General features: G+C 72.1%; 13 protein-coding genes. 7 read left to right on the top strand and 6 right to left on the bottom strand.

Annotated features, from left to right (window positions below; translation table 11 throughout):
• The first annotated feature begins 77 nt into the window (after positions 1-77).
• The gene (locus OG259_RS29745) at positions 78-1,841 is read left to right on the top strand and encodes a phosphatidylglycerol lysyltransferase domain-containing protein (RefSeq protein WP_328945049.1); all 1,764 of its coding nucleotides are present in this window, start codon (positions 78-80) and stop codon (positions 1,839-1,841) included.
• Entirely contained in the window at positions 1,838-2,548 is a 711-nt protein-coding gene (locus tag OG259_RS29740; protein ID WP_328945048.1) for a hypothetical protein, read from the top strand. Before OG259_RS29745 ends, OG259_RS29740 begins: the two co-directional genes overlap by 4 nt.
• Here the strand turns inward: OG259_RS29740 and OG259_RS29735 are convergent.
• Positions 2,488-3,252 (bottom strand): hypothetical protein, encoded by a 765-nt coding sequence (locus tag OG259_RS29735; protein ID WP_328945047.1) that lies wholly within the window; start codon positions 3,250-3,252, stop codon positions 2,488-2,490. The two genes, OG259_RS29740 and OG259_RS29735, sit on opposite strands and share 61 nt — an antisense overlap.
• Before the next feature lie 67 nt (positions 3,253-3,319).
• On the opposite strand from OG259_RS29735, the gene OG259_RS29730 reads away from it, so the two are divergent.
• On the top strand, positions 3,320-4,084 hold the full coding sequence (locus OG259_RS29730; RefSeq protein ID WP_328945046.1) for an adenosylcobinamide-GDP ribazoletransferase: 765 nt from the start codon (positions 3,320-3,322) through the stop codon (positions 4,082-4,084).
• A 27-nt stretch (positions 4,085-4,111) separates the two neighbouring features.
• Here OG259_RS29730 and OG259_RS29725 read toward each other — a convergent pair whose 3' ends face one another.
• From OG259_RS29725 to OG259_RS29705, 5 genes are read right to left on the bottom strand one after another with little or no spacing between them, the layout of a single operon-like run.
• A complete protein-coding gene (locus tag OG259_RS29725; protein WP_328945045.1) occupies positions 4,112-4,909 on the bottom strand; it encodes an endo alpha-1,4 polygalactosaminidase in 798 nt (265 codons plus the stop codon).
• On the bottom strand, positions 4,906-5,523 hold the full coding sequence (locus OG259_RS29720) for a spherulation-specific family 4 protein (RefSeq protein WP_328945044.1): 618 nt from the start codon (positions 5,521-5,523) through the stop codon (positions 4,906-4,908). Before OG259_RS29720 ends, OG259_RS29725 begins: the two co-directional genes overlap by 4 nt.
• A gap of 12 nt (positions 5,524-5,535) precedes the next feature.
• On the bottom strand, positions 5,536-7,026 hold the full coding sequence (locus OG259_RS29715; protein WP_328945043.1) for a hypothetical protein: 1,491 nt from the start codon (positions 7,024-7,026) through the stop codon (positions 5,536-5,538).
• The gene (gene pelF, locus OG259_RS29710) at positions 7,023-8,570 is read right to left on the bottom strand and encodes a GT4 family glycosyltransferase PelF (RefSeq protein ID WP_328945042.1); all 1,548 of its coding nucleotides are present in this window, start codon (positions 8,568-8,570) and stop codon (positions 7,023-7,025) included. The genes OG259_RS29715 and pelF overlap by 4 nt, the downstream gene beginning before the upstream one ends.
• 25 nt (positions 8,571-8,595) lie before the next feature.
• Positions 8,596-10,698 carry a hypothetical protein gene (locus OG259_RS29705; RefSeq protein ID WP_328945041.1) on the bottom strand — a complete coding sequence of 701 codons (2,103 nt, stop codon included), beginning with the start codon at positions 10,696-10,698 and terminating at the stop codon, positions 8,596-8,598.
• 315 nt (positions 10,699-11,013) lie between these two features.
• Between OG259_RS29705 and OG259_RS29700 the strand changes: the two genes are divergently transcribed.
• The 4 genes from OG259_RS29700 to OG259_RS29685 all read left to right on the top strand — a co-directional run bounded on the left by OG259_RS29700 (position 11,014) and on the right by OG259_RS29685 (position 16,747).
• Positions 11,014-12,522: a leucyl aminopeptidase gene (locus OG259_RS29700; protein ID WP_328945040.1), complete on the top strand. Its 1,509-nt coding sequence runs from the start codon at positions 11,014-11,016 to the stop codon at positions 12,520-12,522.
• Positions 12,523-12,798: 276 nt separating this feature from the next.
• Positions 12,799-14,187, top strand: a complete 1,389-nt coding sequence (gene lpdA, locus OG259_RS29695) for a dihydrolipoyl dehydrogenase (protein ID WP_073919526.1) — start codon at positions 12,799-12,801, stop codon at positions 14,185-14,187.
• A 62-nt stretch (positions 14,188-14,249) separates the two neighbouring features.
• Complete coding sequence (sucB, locus tag OG259_RS29690) at positions 14,250-16,004, top strand: 2-oxoglutarate dehydrogenase, E2 component, dihydrolipoamide succinyltransferase (RefSeq protein WP_328945039.1); 1,755 nt, start codon at positions 14,250-14,252, stop codon at positions 16,002-16,004.
• Between the two features lie 119 nt (positions 16,005-16,123).
• Complete coding sequence (locus OG259_RS29685) at positions 16,124-16,747, top strand: GntR family transcriptional regulator (protein ID WP_266891056.1); 624 nt, start codon at positions 16,124-16,126, stop codon at positions 16,745-16,747.
• The last annotated feature ends 233 nt before the right edge of the window (positions 16,748-16,980 follow it).

Raw genomic sequence — 16,980 nt, 5'->3', positions numbered from 1 at the left:
GACAGGTGCGGACGACGCGCGCGTGGCCGCCTCCGGCGTCGCCGCACGGCAAGCGGTGCCCCATATGATCGCTTTTCATGGGAGAGGTCCGTTTGTCCGCCGAAGGAGCGCCCCGGGGCACCACCCCGCGATCGCGGCGCAGCGCCGCGTTCGCCGTCTGGTACCTGCGCGTCGTCACGTTCATCAATTTCCTGAGTGCCGTCTGGGTCTCGTTCGGGCAGGACCTGCGCCGCCACAACGAGGACAACTACTTCACCCCGTACCTGCTCACCGCGGGTTTCGCCTCGGGGGTCTTCACCCTCTTCCTGGCGATCACCATGCGGCGCCGCAAGCGGGCCGCGTGGATCCTCAACCTGGTGCTCAGCGGTCTGTTCCTGCTGCTCTTCGCCCTGGTGATGTTCTTCCCGGAGATCCGCCAGCACGCCCAGAACTGGATCTCACTGGTCCTGACCGCCGCCTTCGTCGTCGCGCTCCTGCTGGGCCGCAAGGAGTTCTACGCGAAGGGCGACCGCTCCAACCCGTGGCTCGCCGCGATCGTGGCGGTCGGCGGACTGCTCGTCACCTCGCTGCTCGCGGCCGTCCTGGTCACCGTCACCAACACCTCCACCGCCCACTCCACCTTCCTGGAGCGCTGGCGGTACGGCGTGATGCGGCTGATCACCCTGGCCTCGGACGACTCGCGGTTCGCCGGGATCACCACCCCCGGCTGGGTCGACGTCACCATCAACGTCCTGTCCACACTGCTGCTCTTCGCGGTGCTGTTCGCCGCCTTCCGCTCCCGCCGGGCCACCGACCCGCTGACCGAGGAGGACGAGGAGAAGCTGCGCCTCCTGCTGGACAAGAACGGCGACCGGGACTCGCTCGGCTACTTCGCGCTGCGCCGCGAGAAGAGCGTCGTGTGGTCGCCCAGCGAGAAGGCCGCCGTCACCTACCGGGTGGTCGGCGGGGTCTCGCTCGCCTCCGGTGATCCGATCGGCGATCCCGAGGCCTGGCCCGGCGCCATCGAACCCTGGCTGGCCGAGGCGCGCGAGCACGGCTGGATCCCGGCCGTGATGGGCGCGAGCGAGGAGGCCGGTGTCATCTACGCCCGGCACGGTCTGGACGCCCTGGAGCTGGGCGACGAGGCGATCGTGGAGACCGATGAGTTCACCCTGGACGGGCGGGCCATGCGGACGGTCCGGCAGGCCTTCAACCGGGTCAAGCGCGCCGGGTACGAGGTCCGGATCCGGCGCCACGAGGACATCCCGGCCGAGGAGATGGCCGAGCTGCTGCGCAAGGCCGACGACTGGCGGGACGGGGCCACCGAGCGCGGCTTCTCGATGGCGCTCGGGCGGCTCGGCGATCCGCACGACGGGCGCTGCGTGATGCTGGAGTGCACCGATGGCGAGGGTGAGCTGCGGGCGGTGCTCTCCTTCGTCCCGTGGGGGCCGAAGGGGCTCTCCCTCGATCTGATGCGCCGCGACCGGGATTCCGAGAACGGCCTGATGGAGTTCATGGTCATCGAACTCCTGCAGCGCGCCAAGGAGATCGGGATCACTCAGGTCTCGCTCAACTTCGCGATGTTCCGATCCGTCTTCGAACGTGGCTCGAAGCTCGGGGCGGGACCCGTGCTGCGCATGTGGCGTTCACTGCTCAGCTTCTTCTCCCGCTGGTGGCAGATCGAGTCGTTGTATCGCGCCAACGCCAAGTACCGACCGATCTGGGAGCCCCGATTCATGCTCTTCGAGAAGAGTGCCGACCTCCTGCGCATCGGCCTCGCGGCCGGTCGCGCGGAGGGGTTCCTGGAGGCCCCCGGGCTGCCGAAGTGGATGCACCGCCGGCATCTGGAGAGCGGCCGTTGACCCGCGCCCTCCGGGAGTTCGCCCGCCGCGAGTGGGGCCCGCTGTTCTCCACCGTACGGACGGCGCTCCTCACGAAGAAGTGGCGCGCGGTCCCCATGACGCTCGCCGCCGTCTGTCTCACCGCTCTCTTCCAGTTGGTGCAGAACCAGGACTGGGGCTATCAGCCGGTCCAGAACATCGGCTCCGTACGGGCCGAGGACCCGTTCTGGCTGGCGCTGCTCCGGACCCCGCTCTCGCTGTTCGTGCCCGCGCTCGACCTGCCCGTGTGGGGCGCCCTCGCGCAGGTGCTGCTGGTCTTCGGGATCGCCGAGATCTGCCTGGGCCGGTGGCGCACCCTCGCCGTCGCCTATCTGGCGACCCTCTGCGGGACGCTGTACGCGCGGGTGGGCATCGCGCTCGGCCCGGACAACCCGTTCGGGCTGCCCGCCACCGACGCGCAGGTCCACGACACCGGGCCCTCGGCGGCCGTGGTCGGCCTCGCCGTCTACGTCTGCTGGCGGTACGGGGCCCGGTGGACGGGGACGCTCGTGGTCGTGGCGATGGTCGTCGAGGTGATCATCAAGCCGAACCTCGCGGGCAAGGAGCATCTGGCGGCCATCGCGGGCGTCCTCGCCCTGATCGGGGTCCAGGCCTGGCGCGAGCGCGGTCAGGAGGGCGTGGAGCCCCGCCCGGGAACCCGTTCCTGGAAGCCGCCGATCAGGTCCTGAGCGCGGCGCCGGATCTTGTTCCAGCGCCTGTCGTGGCGGTACGTGCGGATCCGGGAGCGGGCCCGTGCCTTGTATCGGCGCCGGTAGAAGCGCCGGGACCACCAGGAGCCGGGGCGGGCGAGCCGGACGGCGCCGATGATCGCCACGAACGGGACCAGGGTCCCGATCACGGCCATCCGGAACTTCCCCTTCACCAGGGCGATCAGGATGAAGAGGAAGTTGATCGCCAGGGTCAGGATGAAGGTGGCCCGGTCCTGGCGTTCGTCGGCGGTCATGTCGTCGACGCCGAGCGGCGAGAAGCCGCTCAGGGTCAGCCCGACGAGGGCCGCGGTCAGGACGACCACCTCGACGCTCTTGCGGCCCTCGTCGGTCCAGTACACGTCGTCGAGATGGAGGATCAGCGCGAACTCGTCCAGGACGAGCCCCGCGCCGATCCCGAAGACGACGGCGAAGACGGCCGCGCCGATCCCGTGCCGGTCACTGCCGACCGCACCGAAACCGCCGATGACGGTGAGGACCACGCCCGGGACGACGTGGTGGATGTGGAGCCCGCCCGAGGAGACGTTCCCGAAGGGCCCCTTCCCCGCCCGGATGAGACGGACGATGGTCCTCGTGACCAGGAACGTCACGATGAACGAGGTCAGCGCGAGGAGCATCGGGAGCTTGCCCGGCTCGACGATGTTGCGGGAGAACCAGTGACCCATGCCACCCCGTTCCGATTTGCGCGGTATGCGCAATCTACCGTCCGGAGGCGGCGATTACCCTGCCCGGATGGACGGCCTGCGTTTCGCCTTCGGCACCCTCACCGTGTTCCCCGCCCGCATCACCCGCTGGGACCGGGACGCGGCGCGCGCCGGCATGCTCGGCGCCCCGCTGGCCGGCCTGGTCGTGGGCCTCTTCGCCGCCGGGCTCGGCGCCGCGTTCCTGGCGCTCGGCTCGGGTCCGCTGCTCGCGGCCGTCGTCACCACCGCCGTGCCCGCCGTCCTCACCCGGGGACTCCATCTCGACGGCCTCGCCGACACCGCCGACGGCCTCGGCAGCGCCAAGCCCGCCGAGGACGCGCTGCGCATCATGAAGCAGTCGGACGTCGGCCCGTTCGGCGTCATCGTGCTGCTCCTCGTCCTGCTCGCCCAGGTCGCCGCGCTCTTCGAGCTGTACGGGGAGAGCTGGGCGCACGGCGCGGTCGGCGCCGCCCTCGCCGCGACCGTCGCCCGCCTCGCCCTCACCCACGCCTCCCGCCACGGCGTCCCGGCGGCCCGCCCCGAGGGCCTCGGAGCGATCGTCGCCGCGACGGTCCCGGTCCGGTCCGCGACCCTCGCGACGGCGGCGGTCCTGGTCCTCTGCGCCGCTTCCGGCCTGCTGTTCTCCCCGTACGACGCGGTCCACAACGTCCTGGCGGCGGGCGCGGCCCTGGGGGCGGCGGCGCTGCTCCTCCGCCGGTGCGTACGGCGGTTCGGCGGGGTGACGGGGGACGTGTTCGGGGCGGTGGAGGAGACGGCGGCGACGACGGCGCTCGTGGCACTCGCCCTGGGCTGACCTGTCCGCGCGGGCTCAGGACACCCTTCAGCAGGCCCGGCGCCACACCCCCAGTTCGTAGCGCTTCTGCATCGAGGAGAGGCCGAGCGCCCGGGCCTGCGGGCAGAATTCGCTCGCCTGGAGTTCGTACTCGACGTGGAAGACCGCCTTGCCCGCCGCCACGAACGGGGCGAGGCGGCCGCACTCGTCGTACTCCGCGCACTGTTCGTTGACCGCGAAGTCGAAGTCCGGGAGCAGGTGCGGGATCTGGTCCAGGTCGTTCTTGAGGCCCACCGCGAGGCCCCGTTCGTGGGCCAGACGGGCGATCAGCCGGTTGTAGCGGAGCTGGTCGGCGGCGGTGAGGGGGAAGCCCGTGCGGTTGCGGTAGCCGTCCATGTTGTCGGGTTCGACCGCGTCGAAGCCCTTGGTACGGCACATGTCGAGGCGCTCGGCCATCAGCGGGGCGAGGACCTCGGTGCGGCGGATGTCGAGCCAGCGCTCGCCCTTCCAGCCGTTGCCCTTGCCCAGGACGGACTTCGGGAACGCGGCCGCGTCCGGGCGGAAGTCCTCCCACGCGCCCGTGGACAGGTAGCAGATGACCTTGCGGCCCCGGCGGTGCAGGTCCGCGACCGTGGACGCCGGGTGGTCGAAGCCGTCGATGTCGTACACGGGGACGTCGACCGCCGGGTCGAGCCGGCCGCTGAGCTGCCACTGCCAGGCCAGTCCCGGCTTCGGCTGCCACCGCTCCCCCGTCGGCTTCGGGTCAGGGGCGGGCCGGTCCGGAGCCGACGTACACGCCGTGGCGAGCAGGAGCAGGCCCGCGAGCAGGGGCAGCATTCGTCTCATCGGGCGGGCTCCAGGAGGTGCGGAAGGGTGCCCCAGGGGTGAGCGCCCGTGCCGGGGACGGCGCAGTGCACCGGGGCCACCGGGAGGACGCCGGGCGGGGCGGCGTAGACGAGGTGGCAGTAGTGGGCGGCGACCGGCAGGTCGAGCTTCCGGTAGGTGTCCCAGGGGCCCTCGAAGGTGACGAGGAGGTCGGCGAACTCCTCGTAGCCCGGGTCCGGGTGGGCGCCGTGGTTGAGCACCAGGGTCTCGGCCCCGGCGGACCGGGCCGCGACCGCGACCCGGCGGTAGTGGGCGAGGGCGTCGGGCGCTGTGGAGACCTGGTCGAGGAAGGCGCCGTCGGTGCCGTACCAGTCGCGGTGGCGGAGGAGGTCGGTGACGACCTCGGCGTGCGGGCGGCGCCCGTAGGCGGTGTCCACATAACCGAGGAGGCGTACGTCGGCCTCCCGCAGCCGGTCGGCCGCCTCCGCGAACGCGGGGTCGGGGGCCTCGCCCGCGCCGCTCGCCGGGTTGACGACGACGCCGTACAGGCACGGCGCCGCGTCGACGAGGGCCGACCAGGCCTCGGGCCGGTCGGCCGGGTGCTCGTAGAACGGCACCAGGAGGAAACGATTCACGGGCCGAATCCCCTAGACGCGGTGAGCGGTCGGTCGTACCAGCAGAACACAGGCGAGGACGGCGAGCACCGCGGCCGCTCCTCCGGCCGCCACCGGCCCGGCCGCGGGTGCCGCGACCTCCGCCGCCGCCGCGAGCAGACAGACGGCGGCCGCGCTGAGCACCGCGCCGAAGGCCTGGAGCAGCAGCCCCAGCCAGAGCACCGTCCCGATCAGGAGCAGGGTGACAAGGCGTGGCAGAGCCGGCCAGGGCGCCCCGGGCCAGGCCACGTTCACGGCGAGGGTGAGCGCGACGAGGACGGTGAGGTAGCCGCCGAGACAGAGCACGAGGGTGCCGGTGACCGCGCGGCGGAACTCGCGCGCGGTGGCGAGGGTCCGCAGCCGGGCCAGGCTCTCGCCCCGGAAGCGGTGCAGCAGCCACTCGGCGGGCCCCATGGAGAGCGTGAGCGCTATGACGGCGCCCGCGCCGCCCACCAGGGTGTCGCCCACGCCCGCGTGGAGCACGAGCAGACCGCTGCCGAGACCGAAGAGGCCGTACGGGAGGGAGGCCGCGCGCGGGGGGCCGCCGCGTCCCGCCGCGCCACGCCGGGCGCCCGGCCGCAGGACGAGCCCGGCGAACGTGACGCTCGCGGTGAGGGCGGCGAGGAGGAGCGCGGCGCGCAGGACGTCGGGCAGGTCCCAGCGGAAGGCGGGGACGGCCCCGGCGAGCGGCACCAGGGCGCAGAGCAGGGCCCGTTCGCGGCCGAGGACCAGGAGCACGGTCGCGGCGGCGAGGTAGACCGACTGCCCGGCGGCGAACAGGGCCGCCGGGATCTCGCCGGGCGCGGCCGCCGCGAGGGCGACGGCCGTACCGGCGAGAGCGCCCGCCGGGGCGCCGATGAGCAGGGTGCGGGCGGCGGCGGCCCGGTCGCCGAGACCGAGCCAGGTGTACGCGCGGTGGGACAGGGCCTGGTTCCACACCCAGCCGGTGACGGCGCCCGCGAGCAGCGGAACCGTTCCGCCCGGGAGCCCGAACCGGCCCTGCTCCCCGGCCAGGAGGGGCGCGGCGAGGACGTACGCGAGGCCGGGCAGCGCGAAGACGAGCCCGCGCAGGAGACAGCCCGCGAGCCCGGTGTGCCAGGCGTCGGCGGGTGGCGCCTCGGGGGCGGGGTGGCGCCGCTCCACGCGCGCGTAGAGGTCCTCGGCGAGCTCGAAGGAGTCGGCGCGGCCATAGGTGAGCCGGATGTGGTCGTCGGTCATGCCGTCGGATTCGAGGATCGCGGCGATCTCGTCCGGGTGCACGGCGACGGCGACGAACGCCCCGATCCGCTCGGCGAGTTCGTCGAGGGGGTCGTCGGCGAGGGGCGTGTCGGCGAGGACGCCCGCGGCGGGGGGCGCGGCGTCCGGGCCCGGTCCACGGGACGCCGTCCCCGCGGCCCCGGTCGGGGCCGTCTCACGCCGCGGCCTGGGGATCTTCGGCAGCGGGGTCTCCGTCGCCGGTCGTTTCAGCCAGAGGGAGCCGCTCATGCCGGGGTTCCTCCCGCTACCAGGGTCGGGGTGATGCGGCGCGGGGCCGGGAGGCGGAGCGGCCAGGGCTTGGGGTGGGTGAGGGGCCGCGTGGGCCGGACCCGGTCGCCCGCCAGTTCGCGGTAGATCTGCCGGAAGCCGTCCACCGAGCGGTGCAGGGTGAACCGGTCGATGACCCGCTGCCGGGCGCGGCGGCCGAGTTCGGCGCGGCGGGCGCCGTCGCGGAGGAGTGCGGTGACGGCGGCGGCCATGACGGCCGGCTCGCGGGGCGGGACGACGATCCCGGTGTCGCCGACGGCCTCCCGTACCCCGCCGACGTCCGTGGAGACGGTGGCGCGGCCGCAGGACATGGCCTCGATGAGGGAGAAGGGGAAGCCCTCGCTGATGGAGGAGAGCATCACCACGCTGCCGGCGGCGTAGGCGCGCGGCACCTCGGAGACCCGGCCCTCGAAGGTGATCCCGTCGGTGACGCCGAGTTCGGCGGCGAGCTTCTCCAGGCGGGTCAGGTAGTCCTCGTTCCCGGCCGGGACCGGGCCGAACAAGCGCAGCCGCAGCGCCGGGAGTTCGGCGCGGCAGATCGCGTACGCCCTGATCAGGGTTTCGAGGTCCTTGATGGGGTCGACGCGTCCGCACCAGCTGAGGGTGGGGATCTCGGGTTCGGGTCCGGCCTCGGGGAAGAGGGCCGGGTCGACGCCGTTGTAGACCGTGCGGATGCGGTCGGCGGGGGCGCCGCCGCGCTCCTCCCAGCGCCGGTTGTACTGGTTGCACGGGGTGATGAGGTCGGCCTTGCGATAGCCGAGGGTGTTGAGCTCACGGTAGAAGCCGAGCATGAGGGCCTTGACGGGCCAGCGCTGCGCCTCGGTGCGGTAGCCGAGATAGCGCTCGCGGAGGTAGATGCCGTGTTCGGTGAGCAGGAAGGGCACCCCTTCGAAGTGCTGGGCGGCGAGCGCCGGCAGCGTGGCGAGACCGCTGGAGACGGCGTGCGCGACGCCGCCGTCGGCTATCCGGGCGGCGAGCGGCCGCAGGGCGTGTTCGAGGAGGTCGGTGGCGGTGAGCGCGTCGTGGACGGTGGGGCGGGCCGCGAGCGTCGGCAGATGCGGCATGGTCCAGATCCACATCAGGGAGCGCAGGGCGGCCTCGGAGCGCAGGGCGGTGGTCAGCCGTCCCTGCCGGGCGAGTTCGGCGAGTTCGTACAGGCTGGTGCCGAAGTCGCAGCCCGCCTCCGGGTCGAGGAGGGCGAGCAGCAGGCGCTCGTAGGCGTCGAGGAAGCGGCGGCGCGCACGCCCCCGCAGGGGCCGGCGCGCGCGGACGGGCGCGGCCGGCCCCTGCGGGAGTCCCCAGAGGGGGTACGCGGTGTGCCGGGTGACGTTGGACGGCAGCTCCCAGGTGACGGGTTCGCGGCCGCTGCCCGTGAGGGCGAGGATCTCGAAGTCGACCTCGGGCATGCCGCGGACGAGCTGGTCGCACCAGGTGCTGACGCCTCCGTGGACATGCGGGTAGGTGCCTTCGGTGAGCATGGTGACGTGACGGCCACTGCTCGGCATGTGCGTTCCCCCCAGAACGTGCTGGTCAGGCGGTCGGGAGCGTGAGTGTGACGCTGCTCTGGAGCAGTTCGGGCGCGGTCCAGGCGGAGCGGGTCCCGGCGTACGGCGTGCCGAAGGCCGTGGTGCCGAGGAGGGTCCGCTTGCGGGTGCCCTCGGGGGCGGTGACGGGCGCGACGAGGCCGGCGGGGGCCTTGACGGTGACCGCGGTGCCGATGCGGTAGGCGGTGACCTTTCCGGCGGCGAGGGCCTGGTCCCAGGCGGCGCGGCGGGTCAGTTCGGTGCCGACGTCCCGCTGGGCCGGGTTCACCAGCGGGGCGCTCGGGGCGAACAGGCCCCGGTAGTCGGCGAGTACCCGGTCGAGGACGGGGTAGAGGATCCGCTCCTCGGCGAGGTTCGACTGGTGCACGTAGTGCGGCCGGGGGTCGTTGCCCAGGACGTGGGAGAGGGCGGTGCGGGCTTCCTGCGGCACGATGTGGTCGGCGTAGCCGGTGGCCGTGGGGAGCGGGGCGGGCAGGCAGGTGGAGGCCGGGTTGGACTCGCAGATGCCGCTGCCGCCGTCGGCGCGGGAGGTGTAGATCCAGTTGTACTCGTCGGCCATCTCGGCCGCGGTGCCCACGTTGTAGTACACGTTCATGGGGTGGCGGGGCACGGTCTTCGCGGCGCCGGACGCGGTTCCGATCGAACGCTGCTGCGGCTCGCGGGAGTTGTCGCTGCCGGCCCACTTGACGCCGTTGTCGGCGAGGGCGCCGGCGAGGTTCGGGTTGTCGACGGGCTGCTGGGGCAGGGTCCTGAGGCCGGAGTGCTCGCCGGTGACGAGTTCGGAGCGGTCGACGGAGATGCCCTTGCCGACGGCCCAGTTGTGGTTGTTCCGGATCTGGCCGGAGAGCTCGGAGCGGCTGACCCAGAGGGTGGTGCCGGTGGTGTCCTTGGCGCACTGCCAGGGGACGACGCTGTTGTCCTGGACGCAGCCGAGGAAGGGGTGGGTGTACGTGTGGTTGATCCACCGGTACTGGGCACGGTCCGCGACGAGTTGGGTGGTCAGGGGGTCGGTGCCGCCGTGCTCGGTCTTCCACTGCTCGCCCTGGCCGCCGTTGTAGACCATGTCGAGGGTGAACCCGGAGGACTTCTGCCAGGCGGCCGCGTACTGGGCGTCGGCGACCGTCATCCGGATGGGGTCGGCACCTTCTCCGTCGTCGCCGACGCAGTCGAAGTCGCCGGGCGTGCAGTTGAGGGTGGTGTCCCAGCGGGCGTCCGGGGCGAAGACGTCGTCGACGTGGACGGAGAGGTAGTTGCGGCTCTGGCCCAGGTGGACGCCGTCGGTCAGCCATTCGACGATGCCGCGGGCGAGGGCGCGGAACTGGCGCTGGTACTGGTTGTAGGCGAAGGTGACGACCAGTTCGCGGCGCCCGTCGGCGGTGTACTCGCCGACGAGGCTGGCCCGGCCGCCGCCGGCCCCGCTCACGGGAACGTCGACGTAGCTGGTGTAGCCGGCGCGGGGGCGGCCCGCGTAGCCGTAGCTCTCGGCGATCGTGGGGTCGTTGTCCTCGAAGGTGAGTGCCCCGGCCAGATACCGGAAGGGGCCGGCCTTGCCGGCGGCGGTGACGCCCGCCGTGGTCCCGTCGAGGACGCCGGACCAGCCGCCCTCGTTGGTGTACTCGAGGCCGACGCCGGGGTGCGACCAGGTGTAGGCGTCGACCTGCGGGATCCCGAAGGTCCGTTCGTACGACTGGAGGGCGGTGTGCTCGGCCGAGTCGGGGCCGAAGGCGCTCTCGTGGGGCAGCACGACGCCCTGGTACTTGGCACGGGGACGGCCGTCGAGCGTGTCGCTGAGGAAGGCCGTGTCGAGGACCGGCCGGTTCGGGTCGTTCAGGTCGATCCGGCGGTACGGGACGCCGGAGCCCTTCAGCTCGGCGGTGATCGCCCCGACCGCGCTGCCGCCGTCGTCGACGACGAGGACGGTGAGGTCGATCCGGGGCGCGGGGGCCGCGAGGGCCTGCGCGGACGGCACGACGGTGGCGAGCAGCGCGGCGGCGGCGAGGGCCGCGACACGGGCACCGCGGGGTGCGACGCGGGCGGCGCGGCTCGTGCGGGGCGCGGTTCTGGGCGTACGGATTCGGCCGGAGTCCATCAGGTGGTGTCCCCCCTCGGCAGGTCCCCGCGCACCGGGGGCCGGGGCGGCGAACCTGTGGAGATGATGCAGATGATGCGAAGACGAGCGGGTCGTCCTTGCGTGACTGAGGCGAGTGTGAAGGAGCGCTCCGAGCCTGAACGGTAAACATGAAAGAGACACCACGGATGAGTGAATCAACGCCGCCGTGAGCGAACAGGGTGAGCGAGCGTAGGCTCGTTCTCGGCGCTCTCCGGGCCGAAATACGATGCGGCGGGCACGGTCGGCCCATCCCTCGACCGCCACAGAACTCAATGGAAGCGAGATTTCACCACCGTGACTGCTCTCACTCTCAGCACCGCCGGCGCGGCGACGCTCCGCGCCGACGCCCTCGTCGTCGGCGTCGCCAAGTCCGGGAAGACGCTCGTCGTCGCCCCGGGCGCCGAGGCCGTCGACAAGGCCTTCGACGGCCGGCTCGCCGCCGTCCTGGAGACGCTGGGTGCCTCCGGTGCCGAGGGTGAGGCGACCAAGCTGCCCGCCCCCGCCGGTCTCAAGGCCCCCGTCGTCCTGGCCGTCGGCCTGGGCTCCGCCCCCGAGGACGGTGAGTCCTACGGCGCGGAGACCCTGCGCCGGGCCGCCGGCGTCGCCGCCCGCACCCTGACCGGCGCGAAGAAGGCCGCGTTCGCGCTGCCGATCGCCGCCGCCGAGGACGCCGCCGCCATCGCGGAGGGCGCCCTGCTCGGCGCGTACGCCTTCACGGCGTACCAGGAGAACGGCAAGGACGCGAAGAAGCCGCTGGGCGAGGTCGCCCTGCTCGGCGCCAAGCCGCGCGACAAGGCCTTCAAGGTGGCCGCCGAGCGCGCCCAGGCCGTCGCCGAGGAGATCAACCGCGCCCGCGACCTGATCAACATGCCGCCGAACGACCTGACCCCGGCCGCCTTCGCCGCCGCGGCCCAGGCCGCCGGCAAGGAGCACGGCCTCAAGGTCCAGGTCCTCGACGAGAAGGCGCTCGCCAAGGGCGGCTTCGGCGGCATCCTCGGTGTCGGCGTCGGCTCGGAGAACCCGCCGCGCCTGGTCCGGATCGGCTACACCCACCCGAAGGCGGAGAAGACCCTCGCCCTGGTCGGCAAGGGCATCACCTACGACTCGGGCGGCATCTCCCTGAAGCCGGCCGGCCACAACGAGACGATGAAGTGCGACATGAGCGGCGCCGCCGCCGTGTTCTCCACCGTCGTCGCCGCGGCCCGCCTCGGCCTCGAGGTCAACGTCACGGGCTGGCTCGCCCTCGCCGAGAACATGCCGTCCGGCTCCGCCACCCGCCCGGGTGACGTGCTGCGCATGTACAGCGGCAAGACCGTCGAGGTCCTGAACACCGACGCCGAGGGCCGTCTCGTCCTCGCCGACGCGCTGACCAAGGCCTCCGAGGAGCACCCGGACGCGATCGTCGACGTGGCGACCCTGACCGGCGCGATGGTCCTGGCGCTGGGCAACCGCACCTTCGGCATCATGGCCAACGACGACGACTACCGCTCCGCGATCCACGAGATCGCGGAGGAGGTCGGCGAGGCGTCCTGGCCGATGCCGCTCCCCGCGGACCTGCGCAAGGGCATGGACTCCCCCACCGCCGACATCGCCAACATGGGTGAGCGGATGGGCGGCGGCCTGGTCGCCGGTCTCTTCCTCCAGGAGTTCGTGGGCGAGGGCATCACCTGGGCCCACCTGGACATCGCGGGCCCGGCCTTCCACGAGGGCGCCCCGTACGGCTACACCCCCAAGGGCGGCACCGGCTCCTCGGTCCGCACCCTGGTGAAGCTGGCCGAGAACACCGCGGCCGGTCTGCTCTGACCGGTCGGTGACGGCCCCGGGTCCGTACGGGACCCGGGGCCGTCGCTGTTCGCTCGCGACGAAATCCGTAGCTTCGTACGCTCTGGTCGGCCCCCCGTACGGACGATCGGCCGTCTCAGAGCCCGGCCCCGCGTCCCGCCATCCGTCAACAAGTGCGAAGATGGGTTCTCGGCAGGACAGGGCCCCCACCACAGGGCCGAAAATAAGCGGCCGAACACCAGCCGCCGCCCGGTCACTGAGGACCGGCGACGAGCGCACATGCATGGAGGACGTGACGTGGCGAACGACGCCAGCACCGTTTTCGACCTAGTGATCCTCGGCGGCGGTAGCGGCGGTTACGCCGCGGCGCTGCGCGGAGCGCAGCTGGGCCTGGACGTCGCACTGATCGAGAAGAACAAGCTCGGCGGCACCTGCCTGCACAACGGCTGCATCCCGACGAAGGCCCTGCTCCACGCCGGCGAGGTCGCCGACCAGACCCGCGAGGCGGAGCAGTTCGGTGTCAAGGCCTCTTTCGAGGGCATCGACATCAAGGCCGTGCACAAGTACAAGGACGACGTGATCTCGGGCCTGTACAAGGGTCTGCAGGGTCTCGTCGCCTCCCGCAAGGTGACCTACATCGAGGGCACCGGCCACCTGTCCTCCCCGACCTCCGTCGACGTCGACGGTCGTCGCGTCGAGGGCCGTCACGTCCTCCTGGCCACCGGTTCCGTGCCGAAGTCCCTCCCCGGCCTGGAGATCGACGGCAACCGGATCATCTCCTCGGACCACGCGCTGACCCTGGACCGCGTCCCGGAGTCCGCGATCATCCTGGGCGGCGGCGTCATCGGCGTCGAGTTCGCCTCGGCGTGGAAGTCCTTCGGCACCGACGTCACGGTGATCGAGGGCCTGAAGCACCTGGTCCCGGTCGAGGACGAGAACAGCTCGAAGCTTCTTGAGCGCGCGTTCCGCAAGCGCGGCATCAAGTTCAACCTCGGCACCTTCTTCCAGTCCGCCGAGTACACCGACAACGGCGTCAAGGTCACCCTGGCCGACGGCAAGACCTTCGAGGCCGAGGTGCTTCTGGTCGCCATCGGCCGCGGTCCGGTCTCCGCCGGTCTCGGTTACGAGGAGCAGGGCGTCGCGATGGACCGCGGCTACGTCCTGGTCGACGAGTACATGCGCACCAACGTGCCGACGATCTCGGCCGTGGGCGACCTCGTCCCGACGCTCCAGCTCGCGCACGTCGGCTTCGCCGAGGGCATCCTCGTCGCGGAGCGCCTGGCCGGTCTGAAGGCCGTCCCGATCGACTACGACGGCGTGCCCCGGGTGACGTACTGCCACCCCGAGGTCGCCTCCGTCGGCATCACCGAGGCCAAGGCCAAGGAGATCTACGGCGCGGACAAGGTCGTCGCCCTGAAGTACAACCTCGCGGGCAACGGCAAGAGCAAGATCCTCAAGACCGCGGGCGAGATCAAGCTCGTCCAGGTCAAGGACGGTGCCGTGGTCGGCGTCCACATGGTCGGTGACCGCATGGGCGAGCAGGTCGGCGAAGCGCAGCTGATCTACAACTGGGAGGCGCTGCCGGCCGAGGTCGCGCAGCTCATCCACGCTCACCCGACGCAGAACGAGGCGCTCGGCGAGGCCCACCTGGCCCTGGCCGGCAAGCCCCTGCACTCCCACGACTGACGCTCACGTCATCACAGGGCGCGACGACCACTTCCCGCAATTCGTTAGGAGCAACTGAAACCATGTCGGTTTCCGTAACCCTGCCGGCGCTCGGCGAGAGCGTCACCGAGGGCACCGTCACCCGCTGGCTCAAGGCCGAGGGTGAGCGTGTCGAGGCCGACGAGCCGTTGCTCGAGGTCTCGACCGACAAGGTCGACACCGAGATCCCCGCCCCCGCCTCGGGCATCCTGGCCTCCATCAAGGTCGCCGAGGACGAGACGGTCGAGGTCGGCGCCGAGCTGGCCATCATCGACGACGGCACGGGCGCCCCGGCCGCCGCTCCGGCTCCGGCCGCCGAGCCCGTCGCGGCCCCGGCCGCCCCGGCGCCGGTCGCCGAGGCCCCGGCCGCTCCGGCCCCCGTGGCCGAGGCCCCGGCCGCCCCGGCCGGCGGTGCCACCGGCACCGACGTCGTGCTGCCCGCGCTCGGCGAGTCCGTCACCGAGGGCACCGTGACCCGCTGGCTGAAGTCGGTCGGCGAGACCGTCGAGGCCGACGAGCCGCTGCTCGAGGTCTCCACGGACAAGGTCGACACCGAGATCCCGGCCCCGGTCTCGGGTGTCCTCCTGGAGATCGTCGTCGCCGAGGACGAGTCCGCCGAGGTCGGCGCCAAGCTCGCCGTCATCGGTGCCGCGGGTGCGGCTCCGGCCGCCGCCCCGGCCCCGGCTCCGGCCGCGCCGGTCGCCGCTCCGGCCCCGGTCGCCGCCCCGGCTCCGGCCGCTCCGGCCCCCGCGCCGGTCGCCCCGGCTGCCCCGGTCGCCGCTCCGGCTCCGGTCGCCCAGGCCCCGTCGATCGCTCCGGCCGTCGTCACCCCGGTTCCGGCGACCCCCGCGGCCGCTCCCGCCGAGGACGGCGCGTACGTGACCCCGCTGGTCCGCAAGCTCGCCACCGAGAACGGTGTCGACCTGGCGGCCGTCAAGGGCTCGGGCGTCGGTGGCCGCATCCGCAAGCAGGACGTCCTCGCGGCCGCCGAGGCCAAGAAGGCCGCCGCCGCTGCCCCCGCCGCGGCTGCCGGTGGCCATGCCGCCGCCAAGGCTCCGGCCCTGGAGGTCTCCCCGCTGCGCGGTCAGACCGTCAAGATGACCCGCATGCGCAAGGTCATCGGCGACAACATGATGAAGGCGCTGCACGGCCAGGCCCAGCTGACCTCGGTCGTCGAGGTCGACATCACCAAGCTGATGAAGCTGCGCGGCCGCGCGAAGGACGCCTTCGCCGCCCGTGAGGGCGTCAAGCTGTCCCCGATGCCGTTCTTCGTGAAGGCGGCGGCCCAGGCGCTGAAGGCCCACCCGGTCATCAACGCCCGGATCAACGAGGACGAGGGCACGATCACCTACTTCGACACCGAGAACATCGGTATCGCGGTGGACTCCGAGAAGGGTCTGATGACCCCGGTCATCAAGGGTGCGGGCGACCTCAACATCGCCGGTATCTCGAAGAAGACCGCGGAGCTGGCCGGCGCCGTGCGCGCCAGCAAGATCACCCCGGACGACCTGGCCGGTGCGACCTTCACCATCTCCAACACCGGTTCGCGCGGCGCGCTGTTCGACACGATCATCGTGCCCCCGAACCAGGTCGCCATCCTGGGCATCGGCGCCACCGTGCGCCGTCCGGTCGTCATCAACCACCCGGACCTGGGTGAGACGATCGCGATCCGCGACATGACGTACGTCGCGCTGTCCTACGACCACCGTCTGGTGGACGGCGCCGACGCCGCCCGCTACCTGACCTCGGTCAAGGCGATCCTCGAGGCCGGCGAGTTCGAGAACGACCTCGGCCTGTAGGGCTCCCGCCGAAAGGCAACGTAACGAGCCTCACCTGCGGCGCCCCCGTCCGGAAGTGTTTCCGGACGGGGGCGCCGCCGTATTGTCTTTAGAGTCAACACTCCCCGAGGAGCCGCTTCATGACCGTCCCCGTCGTCCACTCGCTGCGCGAGCAGATCCGCGAGCACATCGTGGAGGGGATCGTCAGCGGCCGCTGGAAGCCGGGCGAGCGGATCGTGGAGCGCCGGATCGCGACCGAGCTGGAGGTCAGCCAGACCCCGGTGCGCGAGGCGCTGCGCGAGCTGGAGTCGCTGCGGCTGATCGAGTCGGCGCCGAACAAGGGCGTCCGGGTCCGCAATCTGACCGCCGCCGACCTGGAGGAGAGCTACCCCGTCCGGGCCGGTCTGGAGCAGATCGCGGCCGAGCTGGCGGCCGGCCGGCTCGCGACGGACTGCTCGGCCCTGGAGCCGCACGTGGCGGCCCTGTACGAGGCGGACGCGACCTCCGACGGGACCGCGCAGGTGCGGCACACGGTGGCCTTCCACCGGGAGCTGGTGAAGGCCGCGGGGAACGCCGTCCTGCTGCACACCTGGGAGACACTCGGCATCGAGGTCTTCACGGCCCTGTCGATCCGCTGGCTGGGCACGGTCCAGAAGTCGTACGCGGAGGAGCACCAGGAGCTGGTGGAGGCCTTCCGCCGGGGCGACCCGAACATCGGCGCGCTGGTGAAGGCGCACGTGCTGGGCTGCGCGCCGCGCGCCTGAAGCCTCACTCCTCGCTCTCGCGTCTCACTCATTCCTCACTTCGCGATAACGGAACGTAGCGGGTCCACCCCTCTGGGTGGGCCCGCTCATTCGTGCGAGCACCCCCTCAGAAAGCGGCTCCCACCTGCGAAAACAAGGCACCGGGTGCCCTGTTTCGCGGCACCCTGTGCCGACTTTCTCGATACGGAGAGGTTTTCCCCTTCAACCCTTTGATCGATCATCGATCGTCGGTT

It is taken from the genome of Streptomyces sp. NBC_00250 (assembly GCF_036192275.1).
In the GTDB taxonomy this organism is placed as follows: domain Bacteria; phylum Actinomycetota; class Actinomycetes; order Streptomycetales; family Streptomycetaceae; genus Streptomyces.
Note: the sequence above shows the minus strand (reverse complement) of the source record. Positions and strands in the feature narration are given on the sequence as shown.

Excerpts from the sequence above, each read along its gene's own strand:
- OG259_RS29685 (WP_266891056.1), top strand. The coding sequence starts at position 16,124 with ATGACCGTCCCCGTCGTCCACTCGCTGCGCGAGCAGATCCGCGAGCAC.
- OG259_RS29725 (WP_328945045.1), bottom strand. The coding sequence starts at position 4,909 with ATGAGACGAATGCTGCCCCTGCTCGCGGGCCTGCTCCTGCTCGCCACG.
- OG259_RS29745 (WP_328945049.1), top strand. The coding sequence starts at position 78 with ATGGGAGAGGTCCGTTTGTCCGCCGAAGGAGCGCCCCGGGGCACCACC.
- OG259_RS29705 (WP_328945041.1), bottom strand. The coding sequence starts at position 10,698 with ATGGACTCCGGCCGAATCCGTACGCCCAGAACCGCGCCCCGCACGAGC.
- OG259_RS29730 (WP_328945046.1), top strand. The coding sequence starts at position 3,320 with ATGGACGGCCTGCGTTTCGCCTTCGGCACCCTCACCGTGTTCCCCGCC.
- sucB (WP_328945039.1), top strand. The coding sequence starts at position 14,250 with ATGTCGGTTTCCGTAACCCTGCCGGCGCTCGGCGAGAGCGTCACCGAG.
- OG259_RS29735 (WP_328945047.1), bottom strand. The coding sequence starts at position 3,252 with ATGGGTCACTGGTTCTCCCGCAACATCGTCGAGCCGGGCAAGCTCCCG.
- pelF (WP_328945042.1), bottom strand. The coding sequence starts at position 8,570 with ATGCCGAGCAGTGGCCGTCACGTCACCATGCTCACCGAAGGCACCTAC.
- OG259_RS29715 (WP_328945043.1), bottom strand. The coding sequence starts at position 7,026 with ATGAGCGGCTCCCTCTGGCTGAAACGACCGGCGACGGAGACCCCGCTG.